This window comes from Succiniclasticum ruminis DSM 9236 (genome assembly GCF_900112895.1).
Lineage (GTDB): Bacteria > Bacillota > Negativicutes > Acidaminococcales > Acidaminococcaceae > Succiniclasticum > Succiniclasticum ruminis.
In genome coordinates this window covers 396,642-417,990 of the sequence record NZ_FONL01000001.1, presented here as the reverse complement: position 1 = coordinate 417,990, position 21,349 = coordinate 396,642, and the positions used below count along the sequence as shown (strand labels likewise).

Below are 21,349 nucleotides of genomic sequence, written 5' to 3'. Positions count from 1 at the left end.
GAATCTGGTTGAAACGGAGAGAGAAAATGACGGCGTACCCGGTAATCCGTAATTTAATATTAAGTCTGACCGGGACCTGCAATTATGCCTGCGCGTACTGCTACGCAGCATGTCATCCGGAAGAACGGATGCCGGTGGATACGGCGTTAAAGGCCACAGATATGGCAGGAAAAAACGGGCAGCCGTTTATCCTGCAATTTACCGGCGGAGAACCGTTGCTTGTGTTTTCCGTGATCCAGGCTGTGACAGAACATGTTGAGGCAAAAGGATATCCTGCGATTATCCAGCTGCAGACCAATGCTTCTTTAATGACGGACGGGATTGCAGAGTATCTGAAGCATCATAAAATTGCTGTCGGAGTCAGTCTGGACGGTCGGCCGCCGGTCAATGATTCCCTGCGTAAAATGAAAAACGGAAACAGCGCTTCTGAGGCTACGATCCGGGGAATCCGCCTGCTGGCCGCCCAAAAGATTCCCATTGGACTGACCTGTGTTGTTACGGACGCAAATGTAAAAGCCCTTCCCGGTATTGTGCAGATGGCGTATTATCTCGGAAACGTAAGACAGATTGGTTTTGATTTACTGCGCTGCCAGGGAAGAGGAACCGCGCTTCATCCTGCCACGCCGCAGGATGTTGCCAAGGCGATGGAGCAGTGTTATGCACTGGCGCAACAGCTGGAAAAGGCGACGGGTATCCATATCCTGTTTTCCCAATTGGAGAAAATCCGGAAAATTGTTTCCGGCAAGGCGTGTTCTTTTGGCCAGTGCTATGCCATGCACGGCGAAGAAGCCTATGTAACCTCTGACGGTAAAATATATGCCTGCTCTTCTTTGGCAGGCAATCCCGCATTTTTACTGGGGAATGTGTGGAATGGCATGGATACGGAAAGAACAAAACAGGCTGGTTTATTTATTGCTGAAGCGATGCGTGCATGTAAGGAATGCCCTCACCTTTCTGTCTGCGGGGGAGGCTGCTTTACCCGCTGGCAGGGACGTAACGGCAAAGCGGAAGAAGAATGCGCTATGCAGCAGACGTTTGCGAAAATATATCTGAGTCAGGGTGTTTGACGATGCATACTTCTAATAATATATGTAATTTTACGAATAAAAAACGTTTTATCATACTGTTTCTCTTCTTGCTATCCCTGTTGACGCTGCTGTGCGGTTGCAAGCAGGCTGCGCCTGCAGAAGAAAAAACTCATTCAGCTGTGAAAAGCAGTTCGGATGTTAAACCGGCAGGCGGAAATCCGGAGCAGTCTTATTCTGCCAAAGACGATACGGGGCGGATCCTTGTTTTCAAAACAAAACCCTGCCGGATCGTTTCCGTTACCTATGGTACGGATGAGATACTGAAAACACTGGCAGGGCCGGAACGTATTGCAGCGTACAGCCGGCATGCCGGCGATCCGGAAATATCTTTTCTGAGTAAGGAAGATGTGAAGCGGGTCGGCAAAAAAGTTGAAAACAACTCTGAAGCCATCTTTGCCCTGCATCCGGATCTGGTGGTCATCTCAACCTCCACCGGGGCTGATGAATTACGTACGCTGGAGAGTATGGGTCTTACGGTCTATGTGGCCATGAGTCCGAAAACGTATCAGGAGATGCGGCAGAAAGTCCGTAACCTGGGACTGGCGGCAGGTGAACCGCAAAAGACAGAAGATCTGCTCAAGCGCATGGATGAACGTATGGCTTCGTTGGAAAAACGTTTGCAGGCAATACCGGATGACAGGAGAAGAACGGCAGTGGCTTTTTCCATGACCGGACCCATGGGGCGCAAGGGGGAACTGTTTGATTCCATGATGAAACTGGCCCATGTAATCAATGGCGCTGCAACCGTCCATCCTTTGGGGATTAAAGGACAGATTAGTAAAGAACAGGTGGTGCAGGTAAATCCCGATATGTTTTTGCTGCCGACCTGGAATTATGACAAGCATTCCGACCCGGAAAAGTTTGCCAGGGAATTGATGGAAGATCCGGCTTACCGCAATGTGAAAGCAGTAAAAAACAGGAAAATGGTTTATGTGTCAGACCGGTACCGGTATGTGGCAAGCCATCATATTGTGGATGCTGTGGAAAATATTGCCTATGCTGTATACCCCGAACTCTTTCCGGAGGGCAAACCGGAGGACCAGGAATAAAGATTTGATTTGTATTGTTAAGGAGACGAACTAATCAGTGTTTCCTTAAGTTTAACGATATGTGTTATTGAGGAGGTTCCCTTTGATTAAGAACAAGCGCGCTGCGTTGCTGGGACTTGTCATTCTGCTGCTGTGCGTGACAGCTTTGTCCCTGACATTTGGCCAGATTCCGGTGCCGGTAAAAAATACGCTGGCTGTTGTCTGTCATCAGACGGGACTGCCATTTTTTACAGAAAAAGATTTTACTCAGGAGCAGCTTGCTGTGATCTGGTTTATCCGTATGCCCCGTATGGTAGTGGGGGTTTTGGTTGGCGGAGCATTAGGGATGTGCGGCGCTGTCATGCAGGGAATCTTCAGCAATCCGCTGGCGGATCCGGGCATCATCGGTATTTCCGCGGGTGCTGCAACGGGGGCTGTACTGGCCATTGCCACGGGTTTTGCCACACAAAGTATGTTCACCATGCCCGCATTTGCATTCTGTGGCAGTATCTGTGCGGTTGCGCTGACAGTCTTTCTGGCTGCCCGGAACGGAAAAATTCCGGTAATGACATTACTTCTGGCAGGCGTTGCGGTAGGCATGCTGCTGGGAGCTCTTACATCAGGCATCCTGACTTTTATGAACGAACAGAAATTGCAGCAGTATCTTTTCTGGATGGTAGGCGGTCTGGATTACCGGCGCTGGGAACATGTTTACCTGGCTGTCGGGCCGATTGCTTTTGGTATCGTGATCATGTTGCTGCTTGCAAGGCACCTTAATATCCTGGTACTGGGTGAAACCGAAGCCAGAGCGGTAGGCATGCCAGTCATGTATTTCCGTATGGGCCTGTTACTGGTGTCTGCCATGACTACGGCAACTTCGGTATGTGTTAGCGGCAACATCGGCTTTGTGGGACTGGTCATTCCACACATGATGCGGATGCTGCTGGGACCGGATCACCGGGTGTTGCTTCCTGCCAGCGCGTTAGGCGGAGCACTGTTCCTGGTGGTTTGCGATTCGCTGGGGCGCGTGGTCCTGGCGCCGGCGGAAGTGCGCGTAGGTATCATGACTGCATTGCTGGGTACCCCGTATTTCTTGTATCTGTTGCGTAAGATGCAGAAAGAAAAAATGTAATTTGGGAGAAAAAAATGAGCAAGATTATTTTCATGACCAATGTGATCCGTCGTTTCGGCATCATGCAGCAGATGCTGGACAAACTGCAGAATAACGGGGAAATGCAGGGGGACTTTTCCTGCTGGTGGGTAACAGATAATACGGAATGGAACGCAGAAGCCGAAAACCGTTTGTCGGGTACGGATTTTCTGCTTCTGAAGTGGATGGGCAGCGGGCTGACCACCACCTTTCTGAAAAGGGTACACGCCTATGCGCAGCAGAAGAATATACCTTATTATATTGATGCAGCCGGCGGAGATGACGACAACCTGGTTCAGGGAATTACACCGGAACAGGAAAATGCTATCCGCTTATATTCCGTTTACGGGGGCGAAAGCAACCTGTATCACCTCTGGCAGTATATGGACGGACTGGTTGCAGGAGATACTTCTGCTGTGGCAAAACCGGATCCTATCCATTGGACGGGAATCTTTCACCCCCGGGCAAAAAAGGTGTATACGGATCTGGCAGAGTATGAAAAAGATTTCTGCCGCCCGGGGCGGCTTACAGTGGGAATCCTGTTTTACCGGGACGAATGGGTGTGGGGCGACCTGGAATATCAGAGCCGGCTGATTGAAGAAGCGGAAAAACAGGGGCTTAATGTCATCTGTGTCTTCAGCAACGGAATGCCCTATAAAGAAATGGGAATGCCTACGTTGGATGAAGTATTCAGCCGCTTTTTCTTTAAAAAGGGATTTCCCGTAACAGATGTTTTTATCAATATAACCAAATTCTCCCTGACAGCCAGCGGCGCCCTTAAACTGGATTTTCTGAAACAGTGGAATGTACCTGTGCTGGCTGCCTATACGCTCCTTACGGAATATAAGGAGTGGAAGGACAACCTGGAAGGCATGAATGCCATGGAGGTCTCCATTTCTATCTCCCTGCCGGAATTTGACGGCGTGACCCACGGCGTGCCGGTTGCGACAAAAAAAGTACTGGATAACGGGGATATCCGATATGTCCCGATCCCTGAGCGTATCACCCATATGATCAGCAAGGCCAAAAAATGGGCTATGTTACGTCATAAAGCAAATGCCGACAAAAAAATCGCGATTATTTTCCATAATTATCCGCCGAAAAATTCCAATATTGGCAGCGGGCTGGGATTAGATACCATAGAAAGCGTGCGGCTTTTGCTGGCTAATATGAAAGAACGCGGGTATAAAGTTGATTTTATTCCGCAGGATACCAGAGAGTTTATTAAAATACTTACCGGCCACGCAACCAACGACCGTTCCATGCTTTCGGCAAAGCAGCTGGAAGAAGCTAACAAGATTTCCGGGGAAGAATACGGAGCGTTTTACAGTCAGTTTGAAGAGAAAGTACAGAACCAGCTCGCCAAAGACTGGGGAAATGCCCCGGGCAACGTTATGGAATATGACGGAAAGCTGATGGTGCCGGGGACCATGGACGGAAATATCTTCATTACGGTACAGCCGCCCAGAGGATTTGGCGAAGATCCGGCAAAGATATACCACTCTCCTTTCTGTGCGCCGACACATCATTATCTTGCCTTTTATCAGTGGGTACGGGACATCTGGAAAGCGGACGCAGTGGCCCATATAGGGACTCACGGTTCACTGGAATGGCTGCCGGGAAAGAATGCAGGCCTCAGCGCGGGCTGTTATCCTGATTTGTCATTGCGGGACCTGCCCAACATGTATATTTACAATATGACCATTACAGGCGAGGGAATTCAGGCCAAGCGGCGCGGGGCTGCCGTATTGGATGAACATCTGCCTGCGCCCCAGTCCCAGGCCGGCACCTATGACGAACTGGAAGAACTGGAAAAGGCCATGGAGGAATACGTACATTTCCAGCGGACCGCGCCGGAAAACCTGCCCCGCCTGGAAGAACTGGTATTGGCAAAGGTCAAAGAAGCGAATCTGGACGGTGAGGTCCAACGGGAAGAAGGGCAGCCTTTCGAAGAATATCTGGGCAACCTTCATAATTACATTACCGATTTAAAAAATATGGAGGTCCATACAGGCCTTCATGTTTTGGGTGAGCCGCCGAAGGACGATGGGCTGACCGAGTACCTCTGGCTTCTGACCAGACTGGACAACGGCAATGTGCCGAGCCTGAACCAGACGCTGGCATCCCAATACGGATATGATTATTATTATCTGCTGGAACACAGTGCTGAGATGTATGAACCGTTGCAGATTACGTTTAATATGCTGATCGACCGTATCGGTGAACAGTGCAGGGACGTGATCCGCATTTTGCAGGACCATGATTTTTCCGATGCCGGCATACAGGCAGTCATGCAGCAGGACTGGGTAAAAGAAGCGGTTGCGAAACCGCCGGTGCAGGTTCTGGCAGGAGCTTCCCGTACGGCTGCGGATCAGAACATACAGGAAACACCGAAATCGTTTGAGGAAAAGCTTCGTACGGTCTGCGAATATATCTGCCATACTGTGTATCCCAACCTGATGCTGACTTCACAGGAACAGGTTACCATGCTGCGGGGGTTTGAGGCTGAGTATATTGCGCCGGGTCCCAGCGGCGCTCCCAGCAGCGGCGGGGCGGATCTGCTACCAACGGGCCGGAACTTTTACGGCGTGGATCCCCGGACATTGCCTACCGTGGCAGCCTGGGAAATAGGCAAAAGTCTGGGCGACCAGGTAATCAGCCGGTTTATTGAAGAAGAAGGCCATTACCCGGAGAACATCGGCATTGTTTTATGGGCCGGGGCGAACATGCGCAGCCACGGCCAGTGTCTTGCAGAGTTTCTATACCTGCTGGGCGTGAAGCCGGTCTGGCAGCCGGGCAGCCTCCGGGTCATCGGTCTCGAAGTGATGCCGCTTAACGAACTGAAACGGCCCCGCATAGACGTTACCGCCCGGATCAGCGGCCTGTTCCGGGACAGCATGCCGGGCGCCGGTGAAATGCTTGACAAAGCGGTGCTGAAGGTCGCCGCGCTGGAAGAAGATCCGGAACAAAACTATGTCCGCAAACATATTATGGAAGACAGCGCGGAGTTAGAAAAAGAAGAAGGAATGGTTAAAGAAGAAGCCTGGCGTACCGCGGCTTTCCGTATCTTCGGCGATGAACAGGGAGTCTACGGCGCCGGCGTGGCCGCTTTGCTGGAAGCAAAGAACTGGGAAACGATTGACGATATCGCTGACGTGTATGTACGGTGGGGCGCCCATGCCTACGGCGGTAAAACCAGGGGAAAATTCCTTCCCAAACAGTTCCGGAAACGAATGGGAGTATTGGATATCACAATCAAGAATGAGGATAACCACGAAACCAACATGCTCAGCAGCGATGACTACAATGCCTACCATGGCGGCATGATTGCGGCGGTGCGCAGCATCAAAGGCAGCGCCCCCAAATCTTATTGCGGGGACAGCACAGACCGGAGCCGTGTTACCATGCACAGCGTGCAGGAAGAAGCGAAACGCCTGTTCCGCAGCGAGGCCATCAATCCGAAATTCATCGAAGGCATGATGAAACACGGATACAAAGGCGCCGCGGACATGAGCAACATGGTGGCCCACAGCTACCAGTGGGACGCCACCAGTAAAGTGATGGAAGACTGGATGTATGAAAAATACGCGGAAAAATATGTGTTGGATCCCAAAGTGCAGGAGTGGATGCGGGACGTAAACCCCTGGGCCCTGAAACGGACAACCGAAGTGTTACTGGAAGCTTCCCAGCGGGAACTGTGGCACGCAAAAGAGGAAACACTTCAGGCATTGCAGCGGCTGTGTCTGGATGTGGACGGTGAGTTGGAAGAACAGGCGGATGAAGCATGAGCAAGGATACGGTTACCGAAAAAATATATACATTGTCTACAGGCGACGAAGTGTACCGCTATGAGAAAAGCATTGTTATTTTTTTCAAAGGAAAACGTAAAGTTCTCAGTACGTCAGTATTTAACGGGGGATATCACGAGAACTATAACGCGGTGTTTAACCATGATGCCAAACAGGGAGCCGGCATGCCATGTGAAATGCTGGCTCCCACTTACACCGAACATATGCAGATCCTGTCCGGGCGGCTGGGTTTGAATCCGGAAACCGTAACGGGCATGGGAACGGCGGCGGATATGGAAAACGCAGCGATTGAAACATTGTCTTACCAGAATCTCACAGTAACAGCTATTGTTACTGGCGGTATCGAAACAAACGGAGGCCGGGTGGGAGATCCTGCCGACTTTTTTAAACCGCTGGAAAAACCGGACAAAGCCGGGACTATCAATATCATGCTTGTGTTGGATACGGACCTGCCGCCGGGAACCCTGACCCGGGCCCTGGTGACCTGTACGGAAGCCAAAACGGCGGCAATCCAGGAACTGCTGGAAGGAAGCAAGTATTCCAACGGGATCGCTACCGGTTCGGGAACCGATACCACCATTGTTGTAGCCAACAGTGAATCGCCGTTGTATCTGGAAGGGGCCGGTAAACATTCCAAACTGGGCGAGTTGATTGGTCGGGTGGTTAAAGAAGCGGTCAAAAAGGCATTGGACAAACAGACGGGACTGAATCCTCAATCGCAGCACAATGCGTTAAAACGTCTGCAACGCTTTGGCGTGAACAAGGCTACGTTATGGAAAAAGTATCTGGCTGCAGGCAAAAAGGGAGATACTCTGCTGAAACCCGAATTCCTGGCGAAAGCGGAAGCGCTGGCAAAAGAAGAAAAGATGTTGACATACACTTCATTATATATTCATTTGCTGGATCAGTTTTTATGGGGATTGCTGCGGGAAAAGGAAACAAAAGACGGAGCAGAGACGATACTTGGAATTCTGGCACAGGCCTACGGCATACAGCCTTTGAAAATTGAGAAGAAGGTTTCACAGGAGTCCATGACAGAAACCTGGCAGCAAATGTTTTTAGCAGTTCTGCAAAAGTAAACCTGCAGCCTGAAAACAGGCGGCGTCATTTCATAAACACAAACAGATAGTTTGTCTGAGGGGAAGTTTGAGCATGGTGCAGTTATTTAATTTCTGTGTATATCATGATTATGTGAAGCAGCTGGAGGAAACGGGAAAAACATTACCGGAATATGTAAAACATCTGGGGCTGGACGGGATTGAGCATCTGATTTACGGAAAGGAAACACCGGAGCCGGCTTTCAAAGACTCTTCCGTGGGAGTCCATCTGGCCTACTGGCCGTACTGGGTGGGATTCTGGAAGAACAATAAGTCCCGGCTGAAGCGGGAATTCAAGTCGGCGAAAGCAAGAAATGACTGTTACTTCGGCGCCCTGAACAAGGATGAGTGGCTGTCGGTCATACAGCAGCACCTGATTGCCGCCGCCGCGGTAAAACCGGAATATATGGTCTGGCACGTTTCAGAGGCGGACGTACAGGAAACCTATACCTTCGATTTTCAGTATTCGGATCTGGAAGTACTGGAAGCGGCTGCTGATGTTTTCAACTCCGTTTCCATGGCTGTTCCGTCTCACATAACGGTCCTGTTTGAGAACCTCTGGTGGCCGGGTTTGCGGCTGACGGAACCGGAAAACGTGAAATTCTTTTTTGAGCGTATTCAGCGTAAAAATGTGGGCATCATGCTGGATACCGGGCACCTGATGAATACCAATCCCGACCTGAAGGACGAAGAAGAAGCGGCGGATTATGTCTGCCGGACTGTTGAGAACCTGGGTGAACTGGCGGGGCTGATTAAAGGAATCCACTTAAGCTGTTCCTTATCAGGCGCTTACCAGAAGAGTCTTGTGCATGAATATGACCGGCGTACAACCTTTGCGGATATGTATAAACACATCGTACAGATTGACCAGCACCAGCCCTTCCGGACAAAAGCGGCCCGCAGGATACTGGATTTTATACAGCCGAAGTATATAACCCATGAAATGATTTACAGTTCATTGACGGAACTGGAAGAAAAACTTAAAATACAGCTTTCCAACTGCTGACACGGGACAACAGGGGAAAGGCGTGAAGTGTTCTCTCGCATATCGAATTGTTTAGCTGATAGTAAACAGATACTGATACCCAAGGAGGAAGTCAATGAAACGCAGAGGAGTCTATCCTTTTACTGCCATTGTAGGGCAGGAAGATATGAAACTGTCACTGATTTTAAACGTAATCAATCCGGCGCTGGGCGGTGTTTTGATCAAAGGTGAAAAAGGCACAGCCAAATCAACAGCAGTCCGTGCCCTGGCAGAATTATTACCGGCCATGGAAACGGTGAAAGGCTGTCGTTTTCATTGTGATCCTTTACAGGAAAACTTCTTATGTGATGACTGTACTGCAAAATTTCATTCAGGTGAACTGAAAGAAACGGAAACACTGAAGATGCGTGTGGTGGAACTTCCGGTCAGCGCGACAGAGGATCGCGTGGTAGGCACCTTAGATGTGGAATATGCGATAAAACATGGGGAAAAGAAGTTTGAACCGGGCCTGCTGGCCCAGGCCAACCGTAACATTTTATATGTAGATGAAATTAACCTGCTTGACGATCATGTGGTGGATGTGCTGTTGGACGCGGCGGCCATGGGTGTGAACACGGTGGAACGGGAGGGTGTTTCATATTCCCATCCTGCCAGATTTGTATTGGTAGGTACCATGAATCCGGAAGAAGGGGATATCCGGCCCCAGCTGCTGGACCGTTTCGCCCTGTCTGTAACGGTTACGGGTGAGCATGACCGGGGAAACCGGAAAGAAGTCATCAAACGCCGTCTCGCTTATGAAGCGGACCCGGAAGGTTTTATTGCTTCTTATCAGAAGGAACAGGAGGAACTGGCAGATAAAATCGCGGCGGCAGGAGAGTTGTTGCCGGAGGTTACCGTGCCTGACGTGATGCTGGATAAGGTAGCGGATCTGGCTATCGATCTTGGGGTGGACGGCCATCGTTCCGATATTACAATGATAAAGACGGCTATGACCATGGCGGCTTTCCGCGGCAGCAGGGAAGTTAATACGGAAGACCTGAAAATCGCGGCAAGGCTGGCACTGCCGCACCGCATGCGGCGCCGTCCCTTTGAAGACGGAACGCTGGATATGGAAAAAGTGCTTGCAACCCTGGAAGGATAATTATGTCTGATTATTTTAAGTGTTATCCCTTTGTTGCCGTAGCAGGACAGGAGCAGGCAAAACGGGCCATCCTTATCGCGTTGGTCAATCATAAGGCGGGCGGACTCTTGATCAGCGGCGTGACCGGTACGGCAAAATCCGTGCTTGTACGCGGCGCGGCGGAACTTTCCGGGGACAGGAAACTGCTGAACCTGCCGCTGAACGTCACGGAAGATATGCTCTTTGGCAGTATTGACCTGGAGTATGCGGTTACACAGGGGGAAAGACGGTTTGAACCCGGTCTGCTGGGCCGGGCTGACGGAAATATTATCTATATTGATGAAGTAAACCTGCTCCGGCCGGAACTTCTGACTGCCGTACTGGATATCAACATGGCGGGAGAGAACCGGGTGGAGCGGGACGGTATTTCTTTTGTCCATAAAACAGAATACACTGTAATAGGCACTATGGACCCCCACGAAGGAGTGCTTCCCAATCATTTGTTGGACCGATTCGGCCTGTTCGTGGAAACGGAAAATCTGAAAGAAAAAGAGCAGCGCAAAGAAATCATGCAGCGTCTTCTGGATTTTGCAAAGGACGCAACCGCATTCCGCGCAAAATATAAAAAAGAAACGGAACAGTTGCGGGCGCAGATTGCAAAAGCGCGGGAACTGCTGTCGGAAGTTGAGATTGGCGATGCCATGATGGAACTGGCGGTACAATACTGTTCCCAGGCGTTTTGCGCCGGGCACAGAGCGGATTTATATTTACTGGAAACAGCGAAAGCCATTGCGGCACTGGCGGGAAGGACTTACATTCTGCCCAAAGATATGGAAGAAGCGGCCCTGTATGTACTGCCGCACCGTATGCGCAAGCCCCCGGAACCCCAACCGGAAGAACAACCGCCTCAGGAAGAGCCGGAGGATATGGAGGAACTGTCGGATCAGGAAGACGATGACATGGATTCGGATGACAGTCAGGAAAACCTGATGCCACCTCCGCCGCCTGACAACGATACGGATAATCATGACGAAGACAAACCGAATCAGGAGGAAGACAATCAGGAACCTCCGGAACAGGATCCGCAGAATAATTCCAATCAGGAAGATAAGGTTGATGGGATCGATATGCATTTCCCCTTTCCCAAAATGGTTCTCGATATGGGAAAAGACCAGATCAAACGAAAGGGCAGCGGCAAGCGCAGCCTGACGAAAACCGATCTTAAGCAGGGCCGTTATGTGCGGGCGGAACTTCCCAAAGAAAAAGTGAACGATCTGGCTTTTGACGCAACGATCCGGGCCGCGGCGCCTTATCAGCGGCACCGGCCGAAAAATGACTGCGCTATCAATATCCAGCAGGCTGACCTGCGGCAGCGTGTGCGGGAAAAGCGGATTGGTACAACCTTTCTGTTTTTAGTAGATGCCAGCGGTTCCATGGGCGCCCAGGAACGTATGAAAGCAGTGAAGGGCGCCATCTTTGCCATGCTGCAGGAGGCCTACCAGAAAAGGGATAAAGTTGGCATGATTGCATTCCGCCGTAAAGCGGCAGAAGAGCTTTTGCCCATTACCCGCAGTGTAGACCTGGCGCAGAAACGGCTGGCAGAACTTCCCACCGGCGGGAAAACTCCCCTGGCGGAAGGGCTGGCCCAGGCGTTTATTACCCTGGACATGCAGATACGCAAAGAACCGGACACAGAGCCGGTATTGGTTCTGGTAACCGACGGACGGGCCAATTCCGTTGTGCAGGAAGGGGAAGACCCGGTGGAAAGTGCCATGAAACTGGCAAAGCAGATCCATAAAGCAAAAATAACTTCCATAGTCATTGACACGGAAACGGATTTCATTAAATTAGGAGTTGCCCGTCAGGTCGCGGCGGAGATGGGAGCTAATTATTACAAACTGAAACAGTTATCCCAAGGAGATATTTTACATATTATAAGGAATTTGGGAATATAAGATTAAAAATTTGAGAGAATTAGAAAAATCAAAGAGCGTGGTATGAACAGACTGCTTTGAATTAAGCGTCGTTTTCATATCACGCTTTCTATTTTTGAAAAAAGTGTTAATTATTGAGCATTTAACTGCCTAAATCTAATGGTTTTAAAATATATTAGAAAAAATATTGACTATATTCTAAGTATATAGTTTATTATATAAAAAATAAATATTATTAAAAATAATTATTATTAAAACGTAATTTTTATAAAGCTGAAATCAAAAAAATGATGCTGTTAGAACATCAATATTTAGCGGTTTTATATATAAAAAAGCGGATTGTAAATGGAGTACTGCAGGACCATGAAAGATTGGCTACAGGAAATATTTTCAATAAATATTATTTAAAAAATGAGAGGTGTTTGTGATGAAGAGGAAAGTAACCAAAGGGATGCTGATGACAGCATTAATCTGCGGGACGATCAGTATTCTGCCGTTTGGGGGAACTGTTGCTCATGCGGAAGATGCTACGACCGAAGAATCTGCGTTGCAGGGATTTACGTTAGATCAGATTGTTGTGACGGCGACGAGAACACCCGTGACTGAATTTGATGCACATGCGAATTTAAATGTAATTACGGCAAAGGATATTGAGAATCGTCATTACACTACAGTAAAAGATGCGTTGCGAGATGTTCCCGGTGTTGTAATTTATGAATACGGCAGCCCCGGTCATGAGATGAGTAGTTCAATTAGATTGAACGGTTCAAACCAGGTTGTTGTGTTGGTAGATGGGGTGAGAGTTTCACAGTCTGATATTACCCCATTGGCTTCAACTATGTTTGTTCCAGTAGAAAATATCGAACGGATTGAAACACTTAAAGGTGCGGCATCTGCTCTGTATGGCGCTGATGCAAAAGGTGGTGTTATTAATATTATTACAAAACAAACCGCAGAACCTGTTACAAAAATCAGGGCAGAAGCTGGTAGTTTTGGAGCACAGGAATATGCGCTTTATACCCAGGGGACAACGGAAAATAAAAAATTAACTTATCGTGTCAATGCAAAGATTAATAAATTAGGTGACGCTAAAGACGGACATGGGGACAAAATTATTCAAGATTTAGATGCGAAAACCGTTGGTTTTTTCTTGAAAAATGAATTTAGTGAAGGAACTGATTTGTCTATAGGTTATAACAAGTACAAATCAGATTTTAAATATGAAGATAAGTTTTATGGTGGCGGTATTACTGACGGAAATACAGATACTGATGAATGGGCTGTAATTTCTAATCAAAAGTTTAATGATAAAGTTGCTAACAGGTTTGCATTAAAATATTTGAAGTTCAATAACAAGTATTCAGATCTTTCTCCTGCTACTACTCAGTACAAATCCCGGAGTTGGGAAATTGATGATCAGTTAACTGCAAAGTTAAGTGATTCAAATACTCTGGTAGTAGGATTAAATTACATGCATGATAAATTTGATTTTGCGTCTGAAGATATGTGGTGGGGTCGGTCAGACATTAATGAAACCATTATAAAGAAAGCTATTTTCTTGCAAGATGAATGGAAATTTGCTAAAAAATGGGATTTGAACACAGGATTGCGTTATGATAATCATTCTATTGCCGGGAGTGCCTTTACTCCGCGCTTTAATGTAGGTTATGAAGCTGACAAGAACAATAACATGTATCTTTCTTACAACAGGTTCTTCGTAGCGCCAACAGCTTACCAATATTTTTCCACATATTATGGCGTTGGGAACAGAGATCTTAAACCGGAAAAAGGCTATACATGGGAGATTGGATGGAATCACAAGTTTGATGACACCGCTTCCTTGGCAACTCATTTATTCTATCGAAAATCTCATGATGCTGTTGGTTATGATAATGCAACCTGGAAATATGGTAATATTGAAAAAGAAAAGGCAAAAGGATTCGATATACAGTTTAAGAAGGCTTTTGAAAAAGGCTTTTCAATGTCTTTAGGATACACCTATACGAATACTAAACAGACAACAGATGGAAATGTTAATCACAATGTAAGCGGCTTTGTTCCGAAACATGCAATTAATTTGGGCTTATCATACAACAGCAAAAAGTTTGACGTTGATTTGATGGCAAGGGCTTCTTTGAATAGAAAAAGTACTATACCGGGATTTTTCCCTTCAAAGAATTATGTTGTAGCTGATTTGGCAGTTAATTATAAACCTATCAAGGAATTAAAAGCTTATATCAAAGTAAATAATCTGTTCGATAAATTCTATACTGAATGTTCTGCTGTAGAATCTTATGATCCGGTTGGAACAGCCGGACGATGGTACACCATGCCTGGTCGCTCTATTGTTGCCGGTATTGAGTATTCTTTCTGATGTTTTAGCAAGAGAGATGAACCGAGCAGTCGGTTCATCTCTCTTTTTCGTTACGCCATGCGGAGCGCCCTATTCTGGAACAGATGATATTGAACTTGGTATGAACAAAAAAGCAAACAATAAGAAAGTACTTTTTTTCATAATCTTCCTGCTGTTGGTTTCGTTTATGCTGTTTTTTTCAGGATGTAAAAGTGAAAAACCAGATACATCTTCTAAAAACACTTCTAAACTGCAGTCTTCTTACACCGTAACAGACGACACCGGACTTACGCTGCAGTTTACTGAAAAGCCAAAACGTATCGTTTCGTATTCTATCAGCACAGATGAAATCCTGTTGGCGCTGGTGGAACCGCAACGCATTGCTGCGCTTTCACGCCTGGTGGATGATCCCGGCGTTTCCAGTATTGTGGAAGAAGCGAAGCGGATCCCTAACCGGGTGCAGGGAAACAGCATGGAAAATGTATTGGCATTCAAGCCGGATTTGGTTATCATACCGGATTTTCATCCGCCGGAAATGTTACAGTCTGCGCGGGAGCTTGGTCTGAAGGTCTATATTTACAAAACGCCGTCTGATATTAAAGGTGTGAAAAGATCCATTCGCCAGATTGCGGCTCTGACAGGTGAAAAGGATAAAGGAGAAGCCGTCATTTCCAAAATGGAAGCAAGAATTAAAAAGGTGCAGCAGCGTCTGGCCGGTATTCCGGCAGCCCGGCGCAAGCGTGTCATACAGCTTCGGTCAGAAGGGGCGTTTTATGCACCGGATAACAGCTTTGGCGATGTATGCCGACATGCGGGAGTCAGTGACGCAACGTTGGAACTGAAATATCCCAGCGCCATGGAAATCACCCAGGAAAAAGTTGTCGAGCTGAACCCGGATATTATTTTTGTTCCAGACTGGGACTATGACGGAAAACACAACCCTGATGGAGAGAAACGAAAAATACTGAATAATCCTTCGTACCGGGGAATGAAAGCGGTACAGCAGGGAAAGGTCTATACGATTTCCGGCGCTCTGGTGCTTACCGTATCACAGTACATTGCGGATGCAGTGGAAGAAGTAGCAAAAATGTCCTATCCTGAAGTTTTCGGAAAGAGTTAACCATTATATATACATTATTGTAAATGCTTTTAAAAATGAATATAATTATCGTATGGTAAATATTATCATTTCTGCTCGTAACGGCTGTGGAATAGAACATTGGAAGTATTTATTGTCACAGCCGAGGCGGTTTGTCCCCGGCGGAGATCTAAATTTCGGGTATATAACAATAAGTTTAACAGTAGTTCATTGAGTTTTTAAAGGATAGTATTATGTGTGTAAAAAGGATTTTAACCCTGTTTCTTTTTTCATTTTTCCTTATTTCTGCATTGCTTTCCGGCTGCAGTCCTTCCCCGCAATCGCAAAGCAGCAGTAAAACAAATGCAGCGCAAAGCAAGCAGGAAACAAATACAACCGGTTCCTATTCGGTAACCGATTTAACCGGAACCAAAGTTACGTTTCCCTCAAAACCGAAAAGAATCCTGACTTTCGCCATGTACACGGACCAGATTGTATTGGGGTTGGTCACCAGCAATCATCTGGTAGGTATCAATACCTTAATGGACGACCCGGTATTATCCAACGTTGTTCCCATTGCGAAGAGAATAACTAAAAAAATCGGTGATCCCGGCGCGGAAGAGGTACTGTCTATGAAGCCGGATGTAGTCATCGTTTCCGACTGGACGCAGGCAGAAAAGATACAGAGTATGCGGGATTTGGGATTAAAGGTCGTATCAGTAAAATCTCCGGAAACAATTCAGGACGCAAAAGAAGCTGTCTCGCAGGTTGCCGCGGCAATAGGGGAACTGGAAAAGGGAAAGCAGCTCATCGGGATGATGGATAAAAAGCTGGCAGAAATCCGGGAGAAAACAAGTAAAATCAAACCGGAACAGCGAAAAAATATTGTTCTTCTGTCTTTGATGACTGCTTATGGCGGAGCCGGGTGCGCTTATGACGATGCCTGCCGGGAAGCCAATGTGGTCAACGGCATCGCGGCGGCGGGGCTGAAGACCGGTCAGCAGCTGACCAAAGAGATGCTGATCAAGATTAATCCGGATATCATGCTGATGCCGGTATATAACGACAGGGGAAACTATGATACTCAGGCCTTTATTGACAGTTATTTAAAAGATCCTTCCCTGCGGACAGTGAAGGCCATCAATGATAAGCAGCTGATTTATCCCCGGGAGCAGTTCATTTATAACTGTTCCCAGGATATCGTGTATTGCGTGCAGGAAATTGCCCGCGTTGCCTACGGTGAAGAGTTTAACTTCCCGGATAACGCAAGGCTTACGGTTACCGAAGAGAAAAACGAGTAGGCGGGGAACGGAAGTATGATTGGCAAACACGCGAAGCGAAAACCGGTAATCTGCAATCTGGCCGGCATATATACGGCAAATGCGTTTAACCCGGGGGCGGTGGTTGTGATCCACGCACCCCGGGCCTGTTCTCATTTGATTGCCGGCGTTTTGCCGTATCTGAAAGAGCGCTATCGAAAATCCGGAAGGAAACTGCCTTATGACATGGGCAATTTTTATGTTACGGGGCTGACGGATAAAGAGGCTATCTTCGGTGGGGAACAGAAACTGGAAGAATGCCTGCGGGCCGTAATCAAAGCCCGGCATCCCAAATATATCATGGTTGCAGGCGGGTGTGTGGCCGGTGTCATCGGAGATAATTTAGAAGCGGTCTGCAGACTGATTGAGGAAGAAACAAAGGTTCCTGTTCTTTATACGGACGGTTCCGGCTTTATGAATGATACGGAAAACGATCCGTATCTGCTGACTACGAAACTTCTGATTGAAAAATTCAGTCCTTTGAAACGGACGAAGGAAAAAGATAAAACGGTTGTCCTGTTAGGTGAACAGCCCATTAATAATAAAGCGTTTGTCAATTCCTGCATTAACAGGCTGTTTCACTATTTTGGTTTTCAGGATGTTTTGTTTCCCATCGCCGGCATGAAGATTTCCGAATTTCCCATGCTGAACCGGGTATCTCTTGCGGTTGCCGGAAGGGGGCAGTCCAACAAGCGGAAAGAGATTCACGCATACACCCGGTTTTTTGCGGAAACGCTTGGGATTTCTTATAACCTGGATAATCTGCCGGAAACACCTGAGGAAGTGTATGCCTATTTAAGAAAAACCGGGGAACTGCTGGGAGAACCGCTCCTTGCTGAAAAAGCAGTTGAAAAGGAAAAAGCAATGATACAGGAAACGGCTGCGGATTGCGCGCCGGTCTTTCAGAATAACACCTGCCTGCTTGCTTTTGTTTTTTCCTATGATTTTGCCATGCCGGAACGGATTGTTTCCCTGTTGGAATCAGCGGGAATACGGATTTCCGGGTTTATTTTGCTGCCGGAAATGGCAGGCGCGGAAAGCCAAAAATACCGGAACGCACTACAGGGATACGGCAAGCCGGTTTACACGGAAGAAGAGTATTTGCAGGAAAAAACACAGAGAAAGCTTGAAGATTTTGTTATCACGATTATCGAAAAACCTTATTTTGCAAAACAGTTCATAACCACAAAACGGCACATCGGCGCTGCGGGAATCTGTGATTACTGGAAGCAGCTGAAAACATTTTTGGAATCGGACAGGAGGATGTTTCATGAAGAATGAGAATCTGGAACAGTGGCTTCCCTGTCATAGTTATTGCCAGATGAACGGGGCTGCGGCAGCCGTGCTGAGTTTTAAAAATACTACGGTGGTACTGAATGGCCCCAGCTGGTGCTCCCTTGTTGTGGAACGGGAGCTGATGTCCTGTAACCGCACATTGCAGCATCGTCTGTACTGTTCCCATGTGGAACAGGCTGACCTGCTGTTTGGAACAGGAGACAGAATCAGGGAGATCCTGGATGTTCAGAAGCAGGAAAACCCGGATACCGGTCTGCTGGCTGTGCTGACAAGCTGTTCGGTAGGCCTTATCGGTGACGATGTTAGTGGGATTGTCAGTACGCTGGAGCGGCCCTATCCTGTCATTGCTCTGGATACAGGCGGACTGACCGGTCTGTTTGAAGAGGGGTATCAGACCGCGATGACTGCAATTATAGACAAGATGGATTTGCAGAAATGTGCTGAAAGGCATTCGAAACGGGTAAATTTGCTGGGCTATTGCAGTTATTATCCTGACAGCAGCGGGGACCTGGCAGAACTGAAGCGGCTGCTGGCGGAAGCCGGTTTTGAAGTGGGAGTGTGCCCTGGTGAGCAGGGACTGGATATGAAGGAGTTGCAAAATATACCGTTGGCAGCGCTGAATATTGTTCTGGCTCCGGAGCTGGGACTGCAGACAGCCAAGCGTCTTAAGGAAAAGACCGGGCAGGATTATGCGGTGTTGCCGATTCCCTACGGGTTAAAGCAGACGATGGACTGGGTGCAAAAAATCGGAGAGAACCTGTCTGTGATGCCTGATCTGAAAAAACTGGAACAGGAAGCCTGTGTGGTGCGGGAAAATGTAGGGGAAGAAGTTGACGCCCTGAAGCGGATGATTGCCAACCTGACTTTTAAACAGGCCATTTTAGCCTTACCGTATACCCAGGCTAAAGCACTGGCAGATGCCCTGCAGCATGAAATTCTGGAAGTGGAGAACATAATATACCAGATACAGGGAAACTATATGGGGGAAGATGGAAGGCAAAATCATGATAACTGTGGACCGCTTCATCCAAAGGCGCCTGATGAAAGCGACACAAGGCTTCCATTTGATATCCGGCTGCTGTTCGGGACTTTTGCCGACCGGGTCCGTACCGGCGGCTACGCGCACACAATCTATTTCAACATGTACAAGGCAGACGGGCTTCTGCGACGCAAATACAGGACATTTGCCGGGATTGAAGGCTGGGGGTGTCTGATCCATGAGATAGTGGAACAGACACTGACCTTGTATTTTATCAGAGAAGAAAGGCGGCCTTCGTTATGAAAATCCTGTTGTGCCATCTTACCCTTAGTATGGGGCCTTTGGAAGAGAATTTGAAAATTCTGGAACGCGCAGTACAGATTGCGGGTGAAGTGAAAGCGGACTGGGTCATTACGCCGGAAACCGCAGTACAGGGTTATCATTTTTATAAAATTGACCCGGAGCAGAAACTGGATCCGCAGCCTGCGGAATATTTAACTCCGTTGCGGGATCTGGTAAGGAAAAACCGGCAGTATTTATTCCTGGGAGCCGGTGAGTATGACGTAAAAGACAACTGCAATTACAACACCTGCTTTGTGTTCGGTCCGGATGGCGAATTGATTGGGAAGCACCGCAAAAACCATTCCCACGGTTATGGCGGGGAAGGCTGGGTAACAAACAGTACCGTTGCAGAACCGGTACAGGTGGGAAACGTAAAAACAGGTATCATGGTCTGCTCTGATGCATGGTACGTCGAATGCCCCAAACGGCTGGCGGAACAGGGCGCGCAGATTCTGGTGGATATTGCCGGCTGGCCTATATCCAAAGAATGCGGGGATCCGTTGCCGTCCTGGATAAAATGTTCAAATGAAACAGGTCTGCCCATGGTTTTATGCAACCAGACCGGAAAAACAGAGTGGCTGGATTTTACGGTCGGGCAGAGCGTGTACATTGAAAACGGGCAGCCGAAACTGACATACAGCGGGGAAGATGCTTTGCTGTTGTTTGAATGGGATGAAACAAAAAACAGTGTAATTTCAGAACGGTTTGCAGTGATGCCGTTTTAAAACAGCATACGGTACACTAAATTTAATTATGTATTTGTTTAGATAATTATTTATGATGATATAGAAAGGAACAGGAATCATGCTAAAGATTGCTTTTTACGGAAAAGGCGGTATCGGAAAGTCCACAACGGCATCCAATGTTTCTGCGGCATTAAGCGAGATGGGTGTAAAAGTATGCCAGATTGGTTGTGATCCGAAAAACGATTCTACCCGCCTGGTGCTGGGTAAAATCTGCAAGGGAACTGTCCTGGACGCAGTGCGGAATTCCGATGACGGCAGCGTTACCCTGGAAGAAATCGTTCATTACGGCTATAACCATATCAAATGTATCGAAGCCGGGGGTCCGGAACCCGGTGTCGGCTGTGCCGGCAGAGGTATTATCGTCGCCCTGGAACGTTTAAACGCATTACATGCAAATGAAGATGACGAACTGATTTTGTACGATGTATTGGGAGATGTGGTCTGCGGCGGTTTTGCTGTCCCAATCCGGGAGGGGTACGCGGATGTTATTTATATTATTACATCCGGTGAAATGATGTCACTGTACGCGGCGAACAATATTGCCAAGGGCATCAAACGGTTTGCCCAGCGCGGTAAAGTCCGTCTGGGAGGATTGATCGGCAACAGCCGGAATACGCCAAAGGAAAAAGAACTGCTGGAGGCTTTTGCAAAGAAACTGAATACAAAACTGGTCGCTTTTATTCCCCGGAACCAGATTGTACAGAAAGCGGAAATCCAGAGACAGACTGTAATCCAGTACGCGCCGGACTCCCATCAGGCACAGGTCTACCGGGAACTGGCAAAATGTGTTCTTGACAATAAGGAACTGACAATTCCCACCACCATGACGTTTGAAGAACTGGAAGCATTTATGGCGGAGATGGGCATAGAAGATAAGTGAAAAAGGAAGAATCGTCATGAAAGGTTTCGCTAAAAAGTTTTGTTACCTGCTTCTGTTTGTTTGTCTCACTTTGTGTTGTACAGGTTTAGCCGCAGGAAACGGAGAAAATTCTTCGAATACGGACAATTTCAAAAAAGGCAGTTCA

At 47.8% G+C, this 21,349-nt stretch carries 15 protein-coding genes; all 15 read left to right on the top strand.

Annotated features, from left to right (window positions below; all coding sequences use genetic code 11):
- Positions 1 to 26 precede the first annotated feature (26 nt).
- The 15 genes from BM159_RS01895 to BM159_RS01825 all read left to right on the top strand — a co-directional run bounded on the left by BM159_RS01895 (position 27) and on the right by BM159_RS01825 (position 21,204).
- The gene (locus BM159_RS01895; RefSeq protein WP_093912556.1) at positions 27 to 1,067 is read left to right on the top strand and encodes a radical SAM/SPASM domain-containing protein; all 1,041 of its coding nucleotides are present in this window, start codon (positions 27 to 29) and stop codon (positions 1,065 to 1,067) included.
- Positions 1,068 to 1,207: 140 nt separating this feature from the next.
- Positions 1,208 to 2,137 carry an ABC transporter substrate-binding protein gene (locus BM159_RS01890; RefSeq protein WP_177205851.1) on the top strand — a complete coding sequence of 310 codons (930 nt, stop codon included), beginning with the start codon at positions 1,208 to 1,210 and terminating at the stop codon, positions 2,135 to 2,137.
- An 82-nt stretch (positions 2,138 to 2,219) separates the two neighbouring features.
- A complete protein-coding gene (locus BM159_RS01885; protein WP_093912554.1) occupies positions 2,220 to 3,248 on the top strand; it encodes a FecCD family ABC transporter permease in 1,029 nt (342 codons plus the stop codon).
- Between the two features lie 14 nt (positions 3,249 to 3,262).
- On the top strand, positions 3,263 to 7,054 hold the full coding sequence (gene cobN, locus BM159_RS01880) for a cobaltochelatase subunit CobN (RefSeq protein ID WP_093912553.1): 3,792 nt from the start codon (positions 3,263 to 3,265) through the stop codon (positions 7,052 to 7,054).
- Positions 7,051 to 8,154 carry an adenosylcobinamide amidohydrolase gene (locus tag BM159_RS01875; protein ID WP_093912552.1) on the top strand — a complete coding sequence of 368 codons (1,104 nt, stop codon included), beginning with the start codon at positions 7,051 to 7,053 and terminating at the stop codon, positions 8,152 to 8,154. Before cobN ends, BM159_RS01875 begins: the two co-directional genes overlap by 4 nt.
- A gap of 73 nt (positions 8,155 to 8,227) precedes the next feature.
- A complete protein-coding gene (locus BM159_RS01870) occupies positions 8,228 to 9,178 on the top strand; it encodes a TIM barrel protein (RefSeq protein ID WP_093912551.1) in 951 nt (316 codons plus the stop codon).
- Between the two features lie 94 nt (positions 9,179 to 9,272).
- Complete coding sequence (locus tag BM159_RS01865; protein ID WP_093912550.1) at positions 9,273 to 10,298, top strand: magnesium chelatase ATPase subunit I; 1,026 nt, start codon at positions 9,273 to 9,275, stop codon at positions 10,296 to 10,298.
- A 2-nt stretch (positions 10,299 to 10,300) separates the two neighbouring features.
- The gene (locus tag BM159_RS01860; RefSeq protein ID WP_093912549.1) at positions 10,301 to 12,232 is read left to right on the top strand and encodes a VWA domain-containing protein; all 1,932 of its coding nucleotides are present in this window, start codon (positions 10,301 to 10,303) and stop codon (positions 12,230 to 12,232) included.
- Between the two features lie 406 nt (positions 12,233 to 12,638).
- Positions 12,639 to 14,585 (top strand): TonB-dependent receptor plug domain-containing protein, encoded by a 1,947-nt coding sequence (locus BM159_RS01855; protein ID WP_093912548.1) that lies wholly within the window; start codon positions 12,639 to 12,641, stop codon positions 14,583 to 14,585.
- Between the two features lie 166 nt (positions 14,586 to 14,751).
- Positions 14,752 to 15,684: an ABC transporter substrate-binding protein gene (locus tag BM159_RS01850; RefSeq protein WP_177205850.1), complete on the top strand. Its 933-nt coding sequence runs from the start codon at positions 14,752 to 14,754 to the stop codon at positions 15,682 to 15,684.
- Between the two features lie 434 nt (positions 15,685 to 16,118).
- Positions 16,119 to 16,943, top strand: a complete 825-nt coding sequence (locus BM159_RS01845; protein ID WP_245763609.1) for an ABC transporter substrate-binding protein — start codon at positions 16,119 to 16,121, stop codon at positions 16,941 to 16,943.
- Positions 16,944 to 16,958: 15 nt separating this feature from the next.
- On the top strand, positions 16,959 to 18,242 hold the full coding sequence (locus tag BM159_RS01840; RefSeq protein ID WP_093912545.1) for a nitrogenase component 1: 1,284 nt from the start codon (positions 16,959 to 16,961) through the stop codon (positions 18,240 to 18,242).
- The gene (locus tag BM159_RS01835) at positions 18,232 to 19,539 is read left to right on the top strand and encodes a nitrogenase component 1 (RefSeq protein WP_093912544.1); all 1,308 of its coding nucleotides are present in this window, start codon (positions 18,232 to 18,234) and stop codon (positions 19,537 to 19,539) included. Before BM159_RS01840 ends, BM159_RS01835 begins: the two co-directional genes overlap by 11 nt.
- A complete protein-coding gene (locus tag BM159_RS01830; RefSeq protein WP_093912543.1) occupies positions 19,536 to 20,303 on the top strand; it encodes a carbon-nitrogen hydrolase family protein in 768 nt (255 codons plus the stop codon). The genes BM159_RS01835 and BM159_RS01830 overlap by 4 nt, the downstream gene beginning before the upstream one ends.
- Before the next feature lie 79 nt (positions 20,304 to 20,382).
- Positions 20,383 to 21,204, top strand: a complete 822-nt coding sequence (locus BM159_RS01825) for a nucleotide-binding protein (protein ID WP_093912542.1) — start codon at positions 20,383 to 20,385, stop codon at positions 21,202 to 21,204.
- The last annotated feature ends 145 nt before the right edge of the window (positions 21,205 to 21,349 follow it).